13 protein-coding genes are annotated in these 15,646 nt (G+C 68.1%); 7 read left to right on the forward strand and 6 right to left on the reverse strand.

What is annotated here, in order from left to right; genetic code table 11:
* Window positions 1–90: 90 nt before the first annotated feature.
* Complete coding sequence (locus QP415_RS06415; protein WP_048675406.1) at window positions 91–324, reverse strand: hypothetical protein; 234 nt, start codon at window positions 322–324, stop codon at window positions 91–93.
* 595 nt (window positions 325–919) lie between these two features.
* Between QP415_RS06415 and QP415_RS06420 the strand changes: the two genes are divergently transcribed.
* A complete protein-coding gene (locus QP415_RS06420; protein WP_285099459.1) occupies window positions 920–2,857 on the forward strand; it encodes a hypothetical protein in 1,938 nt (645 codons plus the stop codon).
* Between the two features lie 92 nt (window positions 2,858–2,949).
* Here the strand turns inward: QP415_RS06420 and QP415_RS06425 are convergent, their stop codons facing one another.
* From QP415_RS06425 to QP415_RS06435, 3 genes are all read right to left on the reverse strand, one after another.
* Window positions 2,950–4,095, reverse strand: a complete 1,146-nt coding sequence (locus QP415_RS06425) for an alpha/beta fold hydrolase (protein WP_285099460.1) — start codon at window positions 4,093–4,095, stop codon at window positions 2,950–2,952.
* 82 nt (window positions 4,096–4,177) lie between these two features.
* A complete protein-coding gene (gene metX, locus QP415_RS06430) occupies window positions 4,178–5,335 on the reverse strand; it encodes a homoserine O-acetyltransferase MetX (RefSeq protein WP_016460940.1) in 1,158 nt (385 codons plus the stop codon).
* Window positions 5,336–5,444: 109 nt separating this feature from the next.
* A complete protein-coding gene (locus QP415_RS06435; protein WP_048675416.1) occupies window positions 5,445–6,770 on the reverse strand; it encodes an O-acetylhomoserine aminocarboxypropyltransferase/cysteine synthase family protein in 1,326 nt (441 codons plus the stop codon).
* A gap of 459 nt (window positions 6,771–7,229) precedes the next feature.
* Here QP415_RS06435 and QP415_RS06440 point away from each other — a divergent pair, with 459 nt between their 5' ends.
* Both QP415_RS06440 and QP415_RS06445 read left to right on the forward strand, forming a co-directional pair.
* Complete coding sequence (locus tag QP415_RS06440) at window positions 7,230–8,567, forward strand: C40 family peptidase (RefSeq protein WP_285099461.1); 1,338 nt, start codon at window positions 7,230–7,232, stop codon at window positions 8,565–8,567.
* Window positions 8,568–9,575: 1,008 nt separating this feature from the next.
* A complete protein-coding gene (locus QP415_RS06445) occupies window positions 9,576–10,271 on the forward strand; it encodes a hypothetical protein (protein WP_285099462.1) in 696 nt (231 codons plus the stop codon).
* 57 nt (window positions 10,272–10,328) lie between these two features.
* On the opposite strand, the gene QP415_RS06450 is transcribed toward QP415_RS06445, so the two are convergent.
* Together QP415_RS06450 and QP415_RS06455 are read right to left on the reverse strand one after the other, a co-directional pair.
* Window positions 10,329–10,841, reverse strand: coding sequence for a hypothetical protein (locus tag QP415_RS06450; protein WP_148332955.1), 513 nt, complete (start codon window positions 10,839–10,841; stop codon window positions 10,329–10,331).
* 119 nt (window positions 10,842–10,960) lie between these two features.
* Window positions 10,961–11,455: an inorganic diphosphatase gene (locus QP415_RS06455; RefSeq protein WP_016460945.1), complete on the reverse strand. Its 495-nt coding sequence runs from the start codon at window positions 11,453–11,455 to the stop codon at window positions 10,961–10,963.
* A 102-nt stretch (window positions 11,456–11,557) separates the two neighbouring features.
* Here QP415_RS06455 and dacB point away from each other — a divergent pair, with 102 nt between their 5' ends.
* The 4 genes from dacB to hpt all read left to right on the forward strand — a co-directional run bounded on the left by dacB (window position 11,558) and on the right by hpt (window position 15,623).
* Entirely contained in the window at window positions 11,558–12,913 is a 1,356-nt protein-coding gene (gene dacB / locus QP415_RS06460; RefSeq protein WP_285099463.1) for a D-alanyl-D-alanine carboxypeptidase/D-alanyl-D-alanine endopeptidase, read from the forward strand.
* A gap of 4 nt (window positions 12,914–12,917) precedes the next feature.
* Window positions 12,918–13,760: a hypothetical protein gene (locus QP415_RS06465; protein ID WP_285099464.1), complete on the forward strand. Its 843-nt coding sequence runs from the start codon at window positions 12,918–12,920 to the stop codon at window positions 13,758–13,760.
* A gap of 13 nt (window positions 13,761–13,773) precedes the next feature.
* The gene (gene tilS, locus QP415_RS06470) at window positions 13,774–14,895 is read left to right on the forward strand and encodes a tRNA lysidine(34) synthetase TilS (RefSeq protein ID WP_285099465.1); all 1,122 of its coding nucleotides are present in this window, start codon (window positions 13,774–13,776) and stop codon (window positions 14,893–14,895) included.
* Window positions 14,896–15,068: 173 nt separating this feature from the next.
* Entirely contained in the window at window positions 15,069–15,623 is a 555-nt protein-coding gene (gene hpt / locus QP415_RS06475) for a hypoxanthine phosphoribosyltransferase (protein ID WP_285099466.1), read from the forward strand.
* Window positions 15,624–15,646 lie beyond the last annotated feature (23 nt).

Here is a 15,646-nt window from a genome sequence, read left to right on the forward strand (position 1 = left end):
CAGTGTGTCACGCGGGCGCGCGTCGGGAGGCGGGTATCCGGTGTGCGGATGGTCGCGCGAGGCCGTGGCCGGTTGGGGCGGGCGTGGCGATTACGCGGGTTCCGGGTCGTCGCGGAACAGCTTGGGGAAAGGTGTCACGGGGACGGGCATGCGCTCGATGGGGGGCAAGTGTGGGCTGACCACCTGTTCAGACTGCGGGTACAGTCGGGGCGATGAGTCGGCGCGCAGGCGGTATGGAGAGAGTTCGCGGCGCGTTTCCTCGGACGCGGGAACCTGCGGCTCCGGCGCCGAGTATTCAACGATGCGCAGCTTATCTCTGCCCATTGAATGCCACCCTGTTCTGTCTCAAGTATTCTGCCGCGCAGTAGTCTAACCGGATGGAAGATGCCGTGCCATCCGGATTCTGAGCGACATGTGCCATCGTACACGACATTGGTCCCACGCTGGCGGGGTATGGCTCATAGTTGCTCGGCATGTGTCAGTGGGATGCGTTGGGTGCTGTATGTGCGTGGCGGCGCGCTCCGCGTAGTCGCCCGTGTCGTGGGCCTGTTAGAACGGCGAGACGTTGTCCATGGTTGTCCGAGCCTGGGTGAGGTGACGCAGTGGCGGGATGTGCGTGCCATCATTCGCGCAGAATTCGCGCGGACGCCGAAAAAGTTTCGAGGCCTGTCTCGCCGATGTTGGGGCTGAGCGTCGGTGTCCTGTCCCGGGGTTAAAAGAAGCTGTCCTTGCTCACTATTCTACCGATGTGAAGGACTGTGGGCGCGTGGTGGGTCGTACCCGAGGTCCCTTGTCGGCGGGCGATCAACAGGCAGATGCTTACGTGGTATCCATCCCATTGTCCCTGTGTCATCCTTGTTTCTTTTGGAACGTATGAAACAATGGCCCCGAGCGCCCCATACACGTGAAGGAAAGAGCGATGGCCCTGTTTGAGTTCGAGGATGGACACCTCGTCCCCGCTCAATTCGGATATCCGGTTGCGCAGGATCTGGGTCCCGAACTGGTTGACGCTATCTGCCAGCAGGTCCTGCAGATCGTGTCGCGCCCGCTGTTCCCCGTGACCTGGCGTGATATGACGGGTCAGGGCGACGAGGAGACGCCGCGCCTGACAGCTCTCGACGTCTCGGGCCAGATTGTGTCCGTCGAAATTCTGAAAGAACTCGACTCCGAGACCCTCATTACCTCCCTGTCGCGACTGGCTGAGGTCGCCTCGATCTCGTGGTCCGACTTGGCCGGCGAATACCCTTCGGGTCCCGAGGGTTTCCGGGCCGGTTGGGCGCAGTTCCGTGACTCGATGCCCCCGGCCGTGGGTCCGGGCCCGCGACTCATCATCGTCGCCGGCGAGATCGACCCCTCGGTGCGCCCCGCCCTGTCTATCCTGGCGACGTCGGGCGTCGAGGTGCACCTCATGAACCTGCGCCAGATGTCGAACGGCCGTCTGTTCCTCGACGTGAACGCGGTGGGTCCGCGCCTGTACGGCCATGCGCCGCAGCTCCTGGCCTCCGCATCGGCGGCTCCTGAGATCGTGGCGCCCGCGCAGGAGGACGTCGACGAGGCCGACACCGACCCCTCCGTCGAGTCTGACTCTGAGACCCCGACGACGCGCCCCACGCCGAAGGTCGCGCCCCACCTGCGCGACGTGTTCACCTACCCGATCGACGAGGAACCCCCGGCGCCCTGGCGTCCCGCCTCCGAGGAGGATGGACAGGACGAGGCCGAGTCTGCCGATGCGCTCGAGTCTGTCGACACTGCGGAGCAGGGTGAGGACCGCGAGCGTGATGACGTAGCCGAGGACCGCGAGCGTGATGACGTAGCCGAGGAAGGCGTGGACGCCCCCGCGGATGAATGGGCCCCGGTCGACGAGGCCCGCGCTCAGGACGAGCACGAGGCTACCGAGCCTGACGCTGGCGACGATCACATCGAGACCGACGAGCGCGTCGACGGCGATGCGGTTGCTGAGGATGGCAACGAGTACGCGCCCGAATCTGTCGAAGCGGACCGCGCTGAGGACGCGGATGATGCTGAGAATGCCGAGGCCGACGCTCAGGATGCCGACGAGCGCGACGCCGACGCGCACGCCGAGGACGTTCCCGAGTCCGACCTTCCCGAGTCCGCTGAGGCTGCCGCGACGCAGCACAGCGAGAACGAGGACACGGGCGAGCTCCCCGACCATGAGGAGCCCCGCGCGGAGGAAAGCGCTGAGTCCGACGAGGATCGGGCGGCCGACAACCACGCCGACGATCAGGCCGCCGAGCATGTCGGCGATCAACCTGCCGATCACGCGGAAACAGAAACGGAACCGGACGAGGAAGGCGACGACGTGCCAGAACACGCCGACGAGCAGGAAAACGCCGAGAGCGACGCGCCCCGCTGGGAGCCTCCCGCCCACATGAGCCGCCGCGCCACGCGCCGCGCCCGCGAGGAGTCGAGCGAACTCAACGATGGCGGAGCCACGGAGGCGGCCACGGCCTCGTCCGTCGACCGCGCCGACGAATCCCCCGAGGTCGTTCAAGCCCGCGCGGAGGGTCTGCCCGTCCTCGGCCGCGACGAGTCCGGCCTGCGTACCCTCGCCCAGATCCTCGGTGAGGACACGCCCCTGGTTGCCCGCGGTGAGCTCGGTCTGCCCGTTGACCTCGTGCTCGCGGCCAGCGGAGCGGTGTCCGGCGCCGGCCTGACCTACCCCTCGCTCGACACGCTCCTGACCGCGCGCGGCCTGGGCCACATCGACGTCTGGGGGCAGGTGCGCATCGGCGACCGGCTGGGCCCGACCCTGGCCGAAGCGCTCGACGAGGTCAACCGCGAGATCGTGCGCGAATACGCGCAGGCGCCGCGCGGCCACCGCTCCGCCAAGCACTAACGCGCGACGACGAAGCGCCCACACGGCGCGACGCGAGAAAGCGACGAGAGGCCCGGGATCACGCGATCCCGGGCCTCTTTACGGCAGGGCGGTCACCGCACGAAAGCGTCCAGCCACCCGCGCATCGTCGCGTACACGGCCTCGCGCACGGGCGCATCCGACAAGGCCAGATCGTGCTTGCCGGGGAAACGCGCGATCGTCACCAGGTCCGATAGGCCCAGGCTGCGCTGGGCGATGACGGTCGGATCCAGCACCGTGTCGGAGGTGAAAACGCGCTCGGACCACTCCTCGTCGAAATAGGAGGACGTCGACACCATCGACAGGACCGGACACTCCAGGTGCACGTCCTTCTCGATCGTTTCGTGCCCGGCCATGATCGCCTCCAGCCACGAGGCCGGGATCGGGTAGGACTCGGGGCGCTTCCACTCGTGGATGATCGGCCAGCCCGCGACCGACGGGTCGTCGGGGCTCAGGCCCTCGGGGATCGGCAACTCCGAGGAGGCGCGCCCCGCGAGTGAACGGCCGTAGTGTCCCGCACCTCCCGAGGGCACTTCCCACATGGGGTTACGCGACGCGATGCGTCCGATGACGGGGGTCATTGCCCCGCGCCAGGCAGCCATCGACTGCATCTCCAGCCACGCCGAATTGAGAATCAGGCCAGCGAGAACACCCTGGTGTCGGTGCGCCCAGAGCGTCGCGACGAGGCCGCCCGTCGAATGGCCCATGAGGACGATCGGCTCGTCCTCGCGCTCGGAGCGGATGATTTCGATGGCCTCGCCGATCTCCTCGTCGTAGACGGACAGGTCGTCCGTGTAGCCGATCGTCTGGTGGGGGCGCAGGGAACGGCCGTACTTGCGCATGTCCAGCGCGTAGAACGCCGCGCCCGCCTCGCTCAGGCGCTGGGCCATCTCGGTCTGGAAGAAGTAGTCGTTGCGCCCGTGCAGGTACAGGACCGTCATGCGGGCGCTCGCGGGCGGGCGTGCGCGCACGAGGGTCGCCACGCAAGGCCCCTCCGCGTCGTCGAGGAGCTCAATCGTGCGCGACTCGTAGCCCTCCCCCAGAATGTCGGAGCGCCACTGGGGTCCGGGAGGCCCGGCCTCGCCCCACGGGGCCATGACGTCGCGCTCGGGGATCGCCCCATCCGCCGAGGCCTCGGCCCCCACCCCGGACAGGTCGGGAAGCCCGCTCGTGTCCGGCATCTGCTCGCCGTCGGGCGTGGGATTGCTAGTAACGCTCATGGGGTCAGCATAACGCGCGAGGCCACCGGCGCCTCGTTGATGAGGAGGAGGTACCGGTGGCCTCGGCGAGAATCGAGCGTTATCAGGCGAAGGAGGACGCTCGCGAGGGGATGCGCTCGTTGAGGAACTCATCGAGGAGGGCCGTGAGTTGGTCGTGCTCGATGAGGAAGCCGTCGTGCCCGTGGTCGGAGTGGATCTCGCGGTAGAACGCGCCCGAGATGCCGGCCGCCATCTGCCAGACCTGCTCGGGGAAGAAGAGTCGATCTGAATCGACGGCGACGACCAGCGTGCGCGCGGTGACCGCCTTGAGGGCTTCGGTGACGCCGCCGCGGTCGCGGCCCACGTCGTGGGAGAGCATCGTGCGACACAGCGTCACGTAGGAACCCGCATCGAAGCGGCGCACGATCTTCTCGCCGTGGTAGTCCAGGTAGGACTCGACCGCCAGGCGTCCGCCGTGCAGCGGATCCTCGTCGTTCTGGGGAATGCGGCCGAAACGCTCGTCCAGCTCCGAGGGGGAGCGGTAGGTCGTGTGCGCGATCTGGCGGGCGAGCGCTAGCCCGGCGGTGGGGCCGGGGCCCGCGTAGTAGTCGCCGCCGCGCCACGCCGGATCCAGCTCGATCGCGCGGATCTGTGTGTGCGTCCACGCCGCCTGGTCGGCGGTCGTCTGCGCGCCCGAGGCCACGACTACGAGGCGGCGCACGCGCTCCGGGTAGCTGACCGCCCACTCGATCGCGCGCTGGCCACCCAGCGACGCGCCCACGACGATGCTCCACTCGTCAATGCCGAGCAGGTCGGCCAGGCGTGACTCCGCGTACACCTGGTCGCGCGTGGAAATCACGGGGAAACGCGAGCCCCACGGCGCGCCGTCCGGAGCGAGGGACGCCGGGCCCGTAGAGCCCTGACAGCCACCCAGCACGTTCGCGGCCACCACAAAATAGCGGTCCGTGTCGATGATGCGCCCCGGGCCCACGATCTGCTCCCACCAGCCGGGGGTCGGCTGGCCGGGCGCGGCCTCGCCGCACACGTGCGCGTCGCCGGTCAGTGCGTGCAGGATGAGGACCGCGTTCGACGAGGCCTCGTCCAGTTCACCCCACGTCTCGTACGCGAGCGTCACGGAGGGCAGGATCTCGCCGTTTTCCAGGCGCTGGGCGCCCAGATTCGCGAACTTGCGGAACGCGACCGGGTCGCCCTCGCGCCACGCGCCGGACGTGGGTGCGGGAGGCAGGTTGGAGCGGCTCATGGGGTCCTTCTTTCGCTGTGGCGGTTCGCTGTCACGCGAGACGGGGAGGGGCAGCGGCGGCCTCGGAGCCTCAGGAGTGTGTGTATCCCCGAGGCCGCCGACGGGTCTATCAGGCCGTGGCCGCGCGGGCCGCGTCGAAGCCGAGCTGCAGGTCGGCCAGGATGTCCTTGATGTTCTCCAGGCCGATCGACAGGCGCACCGTGCCGGGCGCTACGCCGGCCTTGGCCAGCTCCTCCTCGGTCAGCTGCGAGTGCGTCGTCGAGGCCGGGTGGATGACGAGGGACTTCGCGTCGCCGATGTTGGCGACCACCGGCAGGAGCTTCACGCCGTCCGCGAAAGCCCGGCCGGCCTCGTACCCGCCCTTAATGACGAAGGAGAGCAGGCCGCCCGTGCCCAGCGGCGCGTACTTCTTGCCCAGCTCGTAGTAGGGGGAGGACTCCAGGCCCGCGTAGTTGACCGACTCGACGTCCGGGTGGGCCTCCAGGAAGCGGGCGACGGCCAGCGCGTTGGAGACGTGACGCTCGATGCGCAGCGACAGGGTCTCGATGCCCTGCGAGATGAGGAACGCGTTGAAGGGGGAGGTGACGGCGCCGAGGTCGCGGTTGATGAGCGTCTGGATGCGCAGCAGGAACGCCAGGTTCGCGCCCAGCGCGCCGCCCACGCCCAGATCACGGGCGTAGACGAGGCCGTGGTAGGACTCGTCCGGCGTGTTGTAGAGGGGGAAGCGCTCGGGCTGGGAGGCGAAGTCGAAGTTGCCCGAGTCGACGATCGCGCCCGCGATCGACGTGCCGTGGCCGCCCAGGTACTTGGTGGCCGAGTGGACGACGATGTCGGCGCCCCACTCGATCGGGCGCACCAGGTAGGGGGTGGCGACCGTGTTGTCGACGATGAGGGGCACGCCAACCTCGTGGGCGACCTTGGCGATCGGCTCGATGTCGAGGATGTCGCCCTGCGGGTTGGGGATGGTCTCGCCGTAGAAGGCGACCGTCTTGTCGTCGGCGAGCGCACGCCAGGCCTCGGGATCGAGCGGGTTCGCGACGAAGCGCGCCTCGATGCCCAGGCGTCCCAGCGTGTTCTTCAGCAGGGTGACGCTGCCGCCGTACAGGGAGGGGGAGGCGACCACGTTGTTGCCGGCCACGGCCAGGGCGAGGATCGACAGGGCGGTCGCGGACTGGCCGGAGGAGACGAGGAGGCCGCCGACGCCGCCCTCGAGGGCAGCGATGCGGGCGGCGACACCGTCGGTCGTCGGGTTGGTCAGGCGCGTGTAGATGGGGCCGAGCTCCTGCAGCGCGAAGCGGCTCGCCGCCTGCGCGGTGTCCTCGAAGGCGTAGGAGGAGGTCTGGTAGATGGGCAGGGCGGTCGCGCCCGTGGCGGGGTCGAGGTTGTATCCGGCGTGAATCTGCTTGGTTTCGAAGGACCAGTCGTTGGCGGTCATTGTGCGGTTCCTTTGGTGAGGGGTGGGTCGTCTCTGATTCCCCTCCGGCGGGCCGCAGATGCGGTGAAGTGAACATGCGTCGAGGCGCGTCCCGCTGTCGGGGGACTGCGCGGCAGTCGCTGGTGCTGACGCGCAGTCAGCGGCACATTCGACGGTTCATGGCTCCTATTGTTTGTCATCGACGAGGCCGGGGCGCGATGGTCCCGGATGGTGGACTTTTGTGACGGGTGAGGCGCGAGGGCTGAGTGTGTGAGCAGGCTCGCACTGATGGTTGAAAGTGTGATAAAAACGCAGGTATTTGCGCGGTAATCATGATGCTGATGTTACGAATGTTGCGATTGTTGTATGTGTGAAAATTGAGTTTTGTGGTGTGTTTGTTGCCAAGCGTGACGAAAGTGGTTAGGCTTTTTCCCAGTACGCGCCCGCCGGCGCACGTAAACAGACGAGATGAGACAAACGATGAGACGACGCGGAACCATTCGCACGGGCCTGACGGCAATCGCCGCCTGCGCCCTCCTCGTGCTGCCCCAGATGGCGCAAGCCGCCCCCTCTGAGGAAGAGATCGCAGCCGCCCAGGCTGCCGAAGAGGCCGCGAAGATGAGCGTCGCCCAGATTGAGGTCAAGCTCGCCGAGGTCAGCGCCAGCGCCGCAACCGCGACGCAGAACGCCCAGATCGCAGGCGAAAACCTCAACGAGGCGAACATCGCGCTGGCCGAAGCGACCGCGACTGCCAACCAGGCCTCGGCCGAGGCCGACGCCGCCGAAGCTGCCTTCCAGGAAGGCAAGCAGCAGATCGCCTCCGTCGCCCAGGCCGCCTATCGCAACGGTGGCGGCACGCTCGATTCGCTCGCCCCCTACCTCGACTCCGACGGCCTGCGCAGCGTCGAAACCAAGCAGGCCGGCATCAACTCCTTCTCCTCCTCCGCCGAGGCGAAGATGCAGAATGTTGCCGCCCTCGAGCAGGTCGCCAAGGTGACCCGCGACGCAGCGAACACCGCGCTCGCGAGCCAGCAGGCCGCCACCAACGAGGTCCAGGCTCGCACCGACGCCGCCAACCAGGCCGCTGCCGCCGCCCAGAACGAGGCCGCGATCGTCGCCGCCCAGCGCAGCGCCTACGTGCAGGAGCTCGCCACCAAGCAGAACACGACCGTCGACCTCATCAACCAGCGCGAAGCCGCCCTCGAAGCCGAGCGCCAGGAAGCCGCGCGCATCGCCGCCGAGCAGGCCGCTGCCGCCGCGGAAGCCCAGCGTCAGGCCGACGCCGCAGCCGCCGCCGAACGCCAGGCCGCAGCCGACGCTGCCGCCGCGGCCCAGGCCTCGTCCTCTTCGTCGTCCTCCGACGATGAGGATGATGACGACGACTACTCGTACTCCGCGCCCTCCTACTCCTACGAGGAGCCCTCGTACTCGGCGCCCTCCTACTCGGGTGGCGGCGGTGCCTCCACCGCCATCGCAACCGCGCAGAGCTACCTGGGCGTGCCCTACGTGTGGGGCGGCGAATCCTACGGCGGCGTGGACTGCTCCGGCCTGACCATGCTCGCGTGGGGCAGCGCTGGCGTCGACCTGCCGCACCTCTCGCGCGCCCAGTACAGCTACGGCACGCACGTGCCGATCGGCTCCATGGAGGCCGGCGACCTGATCTTCTGGTCCTCCAATGGCACCCAGTCCGGCATCTACCACGTCGCCATCTACCTGGGCGGCGGCCAGATGATCGAGGCTCCCACCTTCGGCGTGCCCGTGCGCATCACCGGCGTGTACAGCTGGGGCTCGATCATGCCCTACGCCGTGAGGCTCTGAGCCGCATCGTTGCTTGATGGCCCGGGGGCCGCGCAGACTGTGTGTCTGCGCGGCCCCCGGCGTTTGTGTGCGTGCTTGTGTGGGGGTTTGCTAGGGGAGTTTTGTGCCGGTGTGTGTGCCCTGTGCGGCTGGTGAGTGGTGGTTTGCGGTAAAAAGTTCTCCCTGCTCGCGCCAAATGGTCTGAAATGGGCGTTTTTCGCCGTGCTGGGAGAGTTTTGTACCGGTGTGGCCTTGAGGTGGGGGTTGCCGGGAGAGTTTTGTACCGGTTTGGCCTTGCATGCCGTGTGCCCGGAGAGTTTTGTACCGGGGCGTGTGCGCTGCGTGGCTAGTGGGTGGTGGTCTGCGGGAAAAAGTTCTCCCTGCTTCGGTTGTTTGCGTCTGGACCGGGATAATTTTTTCCCTGCTCGCGCCAAATGGTCTGAAATGGGCGTTTTTCGCCGTGCTGGGAGAGTTTTGTACCGGTTTGGCCTTGAGGCGTGGGTTGCAGGGAGAGTTTTGTACCGGCGGGTGCCTGTGCGGGGGTGCCAGCGCTCCACTAGGTGGGTTTACGTGCGCAGGTTAACCCTTTCGTGCGCAGGTTAACCCTTGAGGTGGCAGTGTGGGCGGCTTGCCCATGCCACCACCTATAGGGTTTACGTGCGCATTGAAGGGCCGAGGTGGCCACCAGGTGGGCTACCGATGCCGCTAAACAGTGGGTAGGTGCGCGTCGACCCCTTGACGCGCACCTAAACCCGTCGTTGCGCAGGTTAACCCTTTCGTGCGCAGGTTAACCCGTGAGGTGGCAGTGTGGGCAGCCCGCCCATGCCACCATCTGTAGGGTTTACGTGCGCATTGAAGGGTCGAGGTGGCCACCTGAGGGGCTGCGATGGCTACTCGGTGGGCCGCGAGTCTTACCTGGTGCTGCCGCCATGAGGCCACAAGTGCCGGATGGCGCGGCCGGTGTCGAAGAGCGCCCCGACGGGGAACCCGCGAGCGCGCTTGTGGAGTCATGTGGCTAGCATGAACGGCATGAGTGCCCCTACCGCCGATACGAACACTCACCAGATCGGTGCCACCTCCACGGTCCCGCAGGTCGTCAAGCCGTGGCCTGCGTACGCGCGCACCCTGTTCCTCTTGTTCTGCGTGGCGTTTCCGGCGTGGTCCCTCATTGGGATTCTGACGGGGGATCACTGGACGCAGTGGGCATTCCACTTGAGCCAGGCGCGAGTGATCATCGCGGCCATCGCCGTCCTCGCGTTCCTCCCCATCGTCCGGGCGGCGTTCGGTCGTTTCATCCTCGACCTGATCCGCAGGATCAAGCCGATGCGCAGCGGCAAGCACGCGACGGAGGCCCACCCCGGCACCGCGTTCCTGGGTGTTGTGGCTGCGCTCGTGGTGTTTGGAGTGGTCGGGATGACCGCGTGGGACCTCGGCGGGCAGGCTGCCCTCGACTGGCGGGATGGACCCGTGACCCGCGAGGGCGTCACGTGCACCGCCATGAATCCCGAAGAGCGCGACGACGGCCTCTTCGTGCACATCGAGCTGACTGACACCGAAGGGATCGTGCGCGCCTACGACTTGCGCCAATACGAGCTCGATCGCCACGCCGAGAAGGGGACGCCCCTCTACAACACGATCGTCGAGGCCTGCCAGACCCCCGGCACGCAGATCGGAATCTCCATCTACGAGCGCACGGGCATCATCGTCGACGCGTGGAAGAAATAGTGCGAATCGGCGTGAGGCCGGAACACGCGGAGATCGGCTAAGGACGAGGCCGACACGCTACTGACGGACCGAGGCCTCGGCGATGATGCCGGTCCTGGGGTAGATCGACGCGTCGAGGGTCATGGTCGGGATCCTGCAGGCCGTGAGGACTGTCGTGTAGGGGTGGCCCAGACGGGTGGAAACCGCCCGTAGGTCGGAGCGGGCGATCTTGAAAGACCACATGACGCCGTTGGAATCAACGAGCTCAAAGGTGCTGAAGACTCGGCGTCGACTCACGCTTTTCTCGTCCAGGTTCTGGCAGGTCAGGCCCTCGTAGTGCGTGGGCCCCTCCCACCAGTCTTGAAGTGCTGGGAGGTACCCCGCCCCGAGATCTGCGTAGGCGAATGCGAACGCCGAGGCGGAGAGTACGAAGGCGGCAGTGGCGACCCCGGGATGCGGAGCGCGCGCGTGGCGCCCACGGGCAGGCAACAGGAAACGGCGAAGGATGTCGCGGACCATCCAACGCAGGGACGCCCACACGATCGGCACCCACCCGATGCACAGCAGTGCGAACAGGGGAAGCGTCGCCAACTTGGCGCGCATTGTGAGCGGGCCGAGCAGCGGCTTGCCGACGAAAACCCAGCTGAAAACGCCGATAAGAATCAGGACGGTAACGACGATGAGGCGCGCGAGGCGTCGCTCCCAGGGTTTCAGTGCTGGCCCTCGTGCTCCTTCAGGCGCTCGTAGGAGCGGCGAATTTCGGCCTCGGCCTCTTCGCGGCCCACCCAGTGGGCGCCCTCGACGCTCTTGCCGGGCTCGAGGTCCTTGTAGACCTCGAAGAAGTGCTGGATTTCCAGGCGGTGGAACTCCGACACGTCGTCGATTTCGGTGCGCCACGAGGCACGCTGGTCGGAGGCGGGCACACACAGGACCTTGTCGTCGCCGCCCTTTTCGTCGCGCATGCGGAACATGCCGAGCGCGCGGCAGCGGATCACGCAGCCGGGGAACGTGGGCTCTTCGAGGAGGACGAGGGCGTCCAGCGGGTCACCGTCCTCGCCCAGGGTGTCGTCGATGAAACCGTAGTCGTCCGGGTAGCGGGTCGAGGTGAAGAGCATGCGGTCGAGGCGGATGCGACCCGTCTCGTGGTCAATCTCGTACTTGTTTCGGTTCCCCTTGGGGATCTCGATGGTCACGTCAAATTCCATGGCCGCGCCTTCCGCTTCAGCCCCGAAACTCGGGGGTCCAGTTGGTTGTGTGGGCACATGGACAGGTAGTGTAGTTACCGAAATAACCACGAAGGGACATCCATGCATCGCACGTCTATGGGGGCAATTGTAAGCGCTAGCGCCGCGCTCGTGGCGACGGCGGCGCTGGTGGGTTCCGGCTGCTCCCCGCAAGCGGCTACTCCGGCGGACGCTCCCACGGCCTCGACCCTTGAAGCGGCACCGGTTTCGGGCGACGCGAAGGGCGCGGGCAATCCGGTGAGCGCCGCAGACGTGGAGGCGCTGTGGGCGCCGGTGGCGGCCGCCGCGGCCCAGGGCGGCTACACGGCGTGGGGCACGGTCGTGGACGCGCAGACCGGCGAGGTGCTGCTGGACGCCGATGCGTCGACGGCTCACACGCCGGCCTCGACGACGAAGACGCTCACGGCTTTCACCGCGCTGGCGAACCTGGACCCGACGGCGACGCTGACGACGAGCGCGCTCCTCGGCGCCGACAACCAGACTCTCTACCTGGATTCCGAGGGCGACCTGCTCCTGGGCATCGGTACCTCCGACGAGGTCGAGGTGTCGGGGCGCGCAGGCCTGCAGACCCTCGCGAACGATGCGGCGGCTGCCCTGAAGCAGCGCGGCATCACCTCGGTGACCCTGAACTGGCGCGGCACGCTCTTCGACGGGGCCTCGCACCTGGCGTCCTGGGACGCGCAGGAGGTCGGCTCCTACGAGGGGCACGTCGGACCGATGGCGATCGACGCGGGGCGCACCTATGAGGGCGCTAACGCCTTCTACTCGGATGCTCCGGGTCGCGTCGCCGAGGTTTTCTCGCAGGCGCTGGGTGCCGCCGGCATCACGGCGACGCTCGGCGAGGCCGGGGACGGCCCGGCGGGTGCGGCCACTATCGCGTCGGTGAGCTCGGCGACGATGGGGGAGCAGCTGCGCTGGATGCTCGCCCACTCGGATAACACTCTCGCGGATCAGTACTGCCGTTTCGCCGCGCGCGCCGCCGGAGCCCCTTCCACCTACGAGGGCGCGACCGAGACGGTTCGCAAGGCCCTGACGCAGGCCGGTGTCCCCACGGACGGGCTGACCCTCGAGGATTGCTCGGGCCTGTCGAGCAACGACAAGATCAGCGCCAACACGCTGGTCGGCGTCCTCAAGGCCTCGTACGCGGGCAGCGGGACCGGCGCGGACACGATGCGTCTGCTGCCGTGGGCGGGCCTGGTGGGTACGCTCTCCCAGCGCATGACCGAGGCCCCGGCCGCGGGAAACGTGCAGGCCAAGACGGGTTCGCTCCAGGAGGTCACCTCCCTGTCGGGCTCTGTCCTGACCAAGAGTGGGCGCGTCCTCCTCGTCTCGATCGGGAATGACCACGTCACCGAGGGTGCCTACGCCACGCGCGGTTACCTGGACGCCTTCGAGGAGGGCCTGGCCGGGCTAGACTAGGGCCATGGATATGCCGTTTGGCCCGCGCGACGTCGCGGGAGTTCTCGCCTCGCTGTCGTATGCGGGTCCGTCGGCCTCCCGCGTGGGTGCCTCCGCCGTGGTGGCGCGCCTGCGTCGTTCGGTGGCCTGGTCGGACCGCAGGCTCGCCGAGCTGTCGACCCTGCCCGAGGCCTCCGCGCAGGTTGCCGCTTCCTCGACGATCGTCGTGGATCGGCGCGGGCTGATCCGCTCGGTGGGCTCGCTCTTGGAAGACTTCGAGGACACGCGCACGCCCCTCGTCTTGGCTGCCGAGGCCATCATCCTGCGTGCTCTCGCCAAGGGTGCGACGGGTATTTGGGACGTGCGCACGGGCCGTCGGATCCTCGTTGCCCCTAACGTGCTCGCGGACGCGCAGCGCTACGCCCTGGATCAGACGGACTGGTGCCGGTGGGTGTCCCTGTGTACGGGTCTGCGCGGCGTCCACCTGACGCACGCCCCCTACCTCGTCCCCTACATCGCTGACCTGATGCGCGCGCTGCCTGAGCGCAGCGACGAACTCGTGCGCATCGTCCTGCTTCTGGACGCGCTGCCCACGGCCGAGATGGAGGTCCTCACGCCCCGCGACCTGCCGTCGATCCAGTGGCTGCGCACCCACCGTGCGCACGCCGGCGGGGTGGCGCTGGTGCGTGCGTGCGCGGCGGCTGGCATGCCGCTGGCCGGCGTCGAGGCGCTGCAGGCGCAGACCGAGGGTTTCGCGCGCACCGTCGTGCGTGAGGGCGAGATCGCCCGCCTCCTGTCGGGCGTCGAGGCGCTGCCGACCGCGAGCGAGTACGCGGATCCCTCCGCGTGGCTGGCGCGTGTGCGCTGACGCCTCGAGCCGTGTGGGGGCGAACCCGCGCGGCCCCCTGCGCGCCTGCTCCCTCGCGGTGCGCTCGTCTCTGACCTCCTTCATCGACGAGGCCGGGGCCCCTCCCGCTCTCGTCGTCGGCCTGTCGGGTGGCGCGGATTCGTTGGCGTTGACGTTGACGACGATTGATGTGGCGGCGCGCGTGGGGATCCCGGTGATCACGGTGACGGTCGATCACGGGCTGCGCGAGGGCAGCGACGAGGAGGCTCGCCGCGTCGCGGATCTGGCGGCATCCTTGGGGGCGCGCGCCGTTGTCGAAACAGTGACGGTGGACGGCCCGGGAGGCCCCGAGGGTGCGGCCCGCGACGCGCGGCGCGCCGCTCTGCGTGCGGTTGGTGTGCGCGAGGGCGCCCCGATCCTCCTCGGCCACACGATGGACGACCAAGCCGAGACGGTCCTGCTGCGCCTGGCGCGCGGCTCGGGCCCCTCCTCACTACGGGCCATCGCCCCTCTCTCGCGCGAGGCGGACGGGGTGACGTGGCTGCGCCCGCTCCTGACGCTGCGGCGAAGCGACACCGAGGGGGCGTGCGCCCAGGCGGGCCTTGCCCCGGTGCACGACCCGACGAACGACGTCGATGGCCCATGGCGGGCCGCCGACGGGAGCCCGCTGCGGCGCTCGGCCCTGCGGCATGAGGCGATCCCGGCCCTGGCCTCGGCCCTGGGTGTCGATCCCGTTCCCGCGCTGGCGCGCACGGCCGCCCTGTGCGCCGAGGATGACGATGCCCTCAGTGACCGAGCGCGCGAACTCACCGCCGCCGCGAGAGTCGCTGCCGCGAGAGTCGCCGCCGCGCGCGTCGCCGACGACACAGACCCCGGCGACGGGGGAGGTCCCGTGGCGCTCGCGGTCGCGTCCCTGTGCGGCGCTCCCCGGGCGGTGCGTACGCGGGCTCTGCGTGAGGGGGCGCAAGCGGCGGGAATTCGCGCGCTGTCCAGCACGCACGTGGACGCCATCGACGACCTCGTGGTCGCGTGGCGGGGGCAGGGGCCCATCCACCTGCCCGGGGGCCTGGCCTTCCGCGTTGGACGCGGAGCCCACGCGCGCATCGCTTTCGTCGCGCGCGGGAGAGGCGACCCGACGGGACGAGACTGCCCGTAACGGGTGGATATGAGCCGCGAGAGACGCCCCCGAGAGTGGCCCGGCACCGACTGCGCGATCACAGGATGTTGCGCTGACAGTGAGAATCTCATCCTTCCTGGTACAGGCGAGCGTTTGTGTGGCACGCTTATAGTGGAATCGCTCGCGTAGCATCGATACGAAAAGAGGACACGGTGGACGCCACCGATATGGGTAACGACCTGAAGGAAATCCTGGTCACCGCCGAGGATATGGACCGTCGGCTCGCCGAAATGGCTGAGCAGATCGACCGCGACTACGCGGGTGAAGACCTGCTGCTCGTCGGCGTTCTGCGCGGCGCCGTCATGGTGATGGCGGATCTGTCGCGCAAGCTGCACACCCCCCTCGAGATGGACTGGATGGCCGTGTCCTCCTACGGGTCGGGCACCAAGACCTCGGGCGTCGTGCGTATCCTGAAGGACCTCGACCAGGACGTCGCTGGACGCCACGTGCTGATCGTCGAGGACATCATCGATTCGGGCCTGACCCTGTCGTGGCTGCAGGCCAACCTCCTCGGACGCGGCGCCGCCTCCGTCAAGATCGCGACCGCCCTGCGTAAGCCGGAGGCCGCCAAGGTCGACGTGGACATCGCCTACGTGGGCTTCGATATTCCTGACGAGTTCGTCGTCGGTTACGGCCTCGACTACGCCGAGAAGTACCGCAACATGCCCTTCGTCGGCACGCTGCAGCCGCACGTCTACACCAACTGAGAACGCCTACCTGTAAGGGATGC

It is taken from the genome of Pauljensenia sp. UMB3104 (assembly GCF_030217285.1).
Classification (GTDB): Bacteria; Actinomycetota; Actinomycetes; order Actinomycetales; family Actinomycetaceae; genus Pauljensenia.

Bases quoted from the DNA above. Each gene is read 5' to 3' on its own strand.
- QP415_RS06415 (WP_048675406.1), bottom strand. From the start codon at position 324: ATGGGCAGAGATAAGCTGCGCATCGTTGAATACTCGGCGCCGGAGCCG.
- QP415_RS06420 (WP_285099459.1), top strand. From the start codon at position 920: ATGGCCCTGTTTGAGTTCGAGGATGGACACCTCGTCCCCGCTCAATTC.
- QP415_RS06425 (WP_285099460.1), bottom strand. From the start codon at position 4,095: ATGAGCGTTACTAGCAATCCCACGCCCGACGGCGAGCAGATGCCGGAC.
- metX (WP_016460940.1), bottom strand. From the start codon at position 5,335: ATGAGCCGCTCCAACCTGCCTCCCGCACCCACGTCCGGCGCGTGGCGC.
- QP415_RS06435 (WP_048675416.1), bottom strand. From the start codon at position 6,770: ATGACCGCCAACGACTGGTCCTTCGAAACCAAGCAGATTCACGCCGGA.
- QP415_RS06440 (WP_285099461.1), top strand. From the start codon at position 7,230: ATGAGACGACGCGGAACCATTCGCACGGGCCTGACGGCAATCGCCGCC.
- QP415_RS06445 (WP_285099462.1), top strand. From the start codon at position 9,576: ATGAGTGCCCCTACCGCCGATACGAACACTCACCAGATCGGTGCCACC.
- QP415_RS06455 (WP_016460945.1), bottom strand. From the start codon at position 11,455: ATGGAATTTGACGTGACCATCGAGATCCCCAAGGGGAACCGAAACAAG.
- dacB (WP_285099463.1), top strand. From the start codon at position 11,558: ATGCATCGCACGTCTATGGGGGCAATTGTAAGCGCTAGCGCCGCGCTC.
- QP415_RS06465 (WP_285099464.1), top strand. From the start codon at position 12,918: ATGGATATGCCGTTTGGCCCGCGCGACGTCGCGGGAGTTCTCGCCTCG.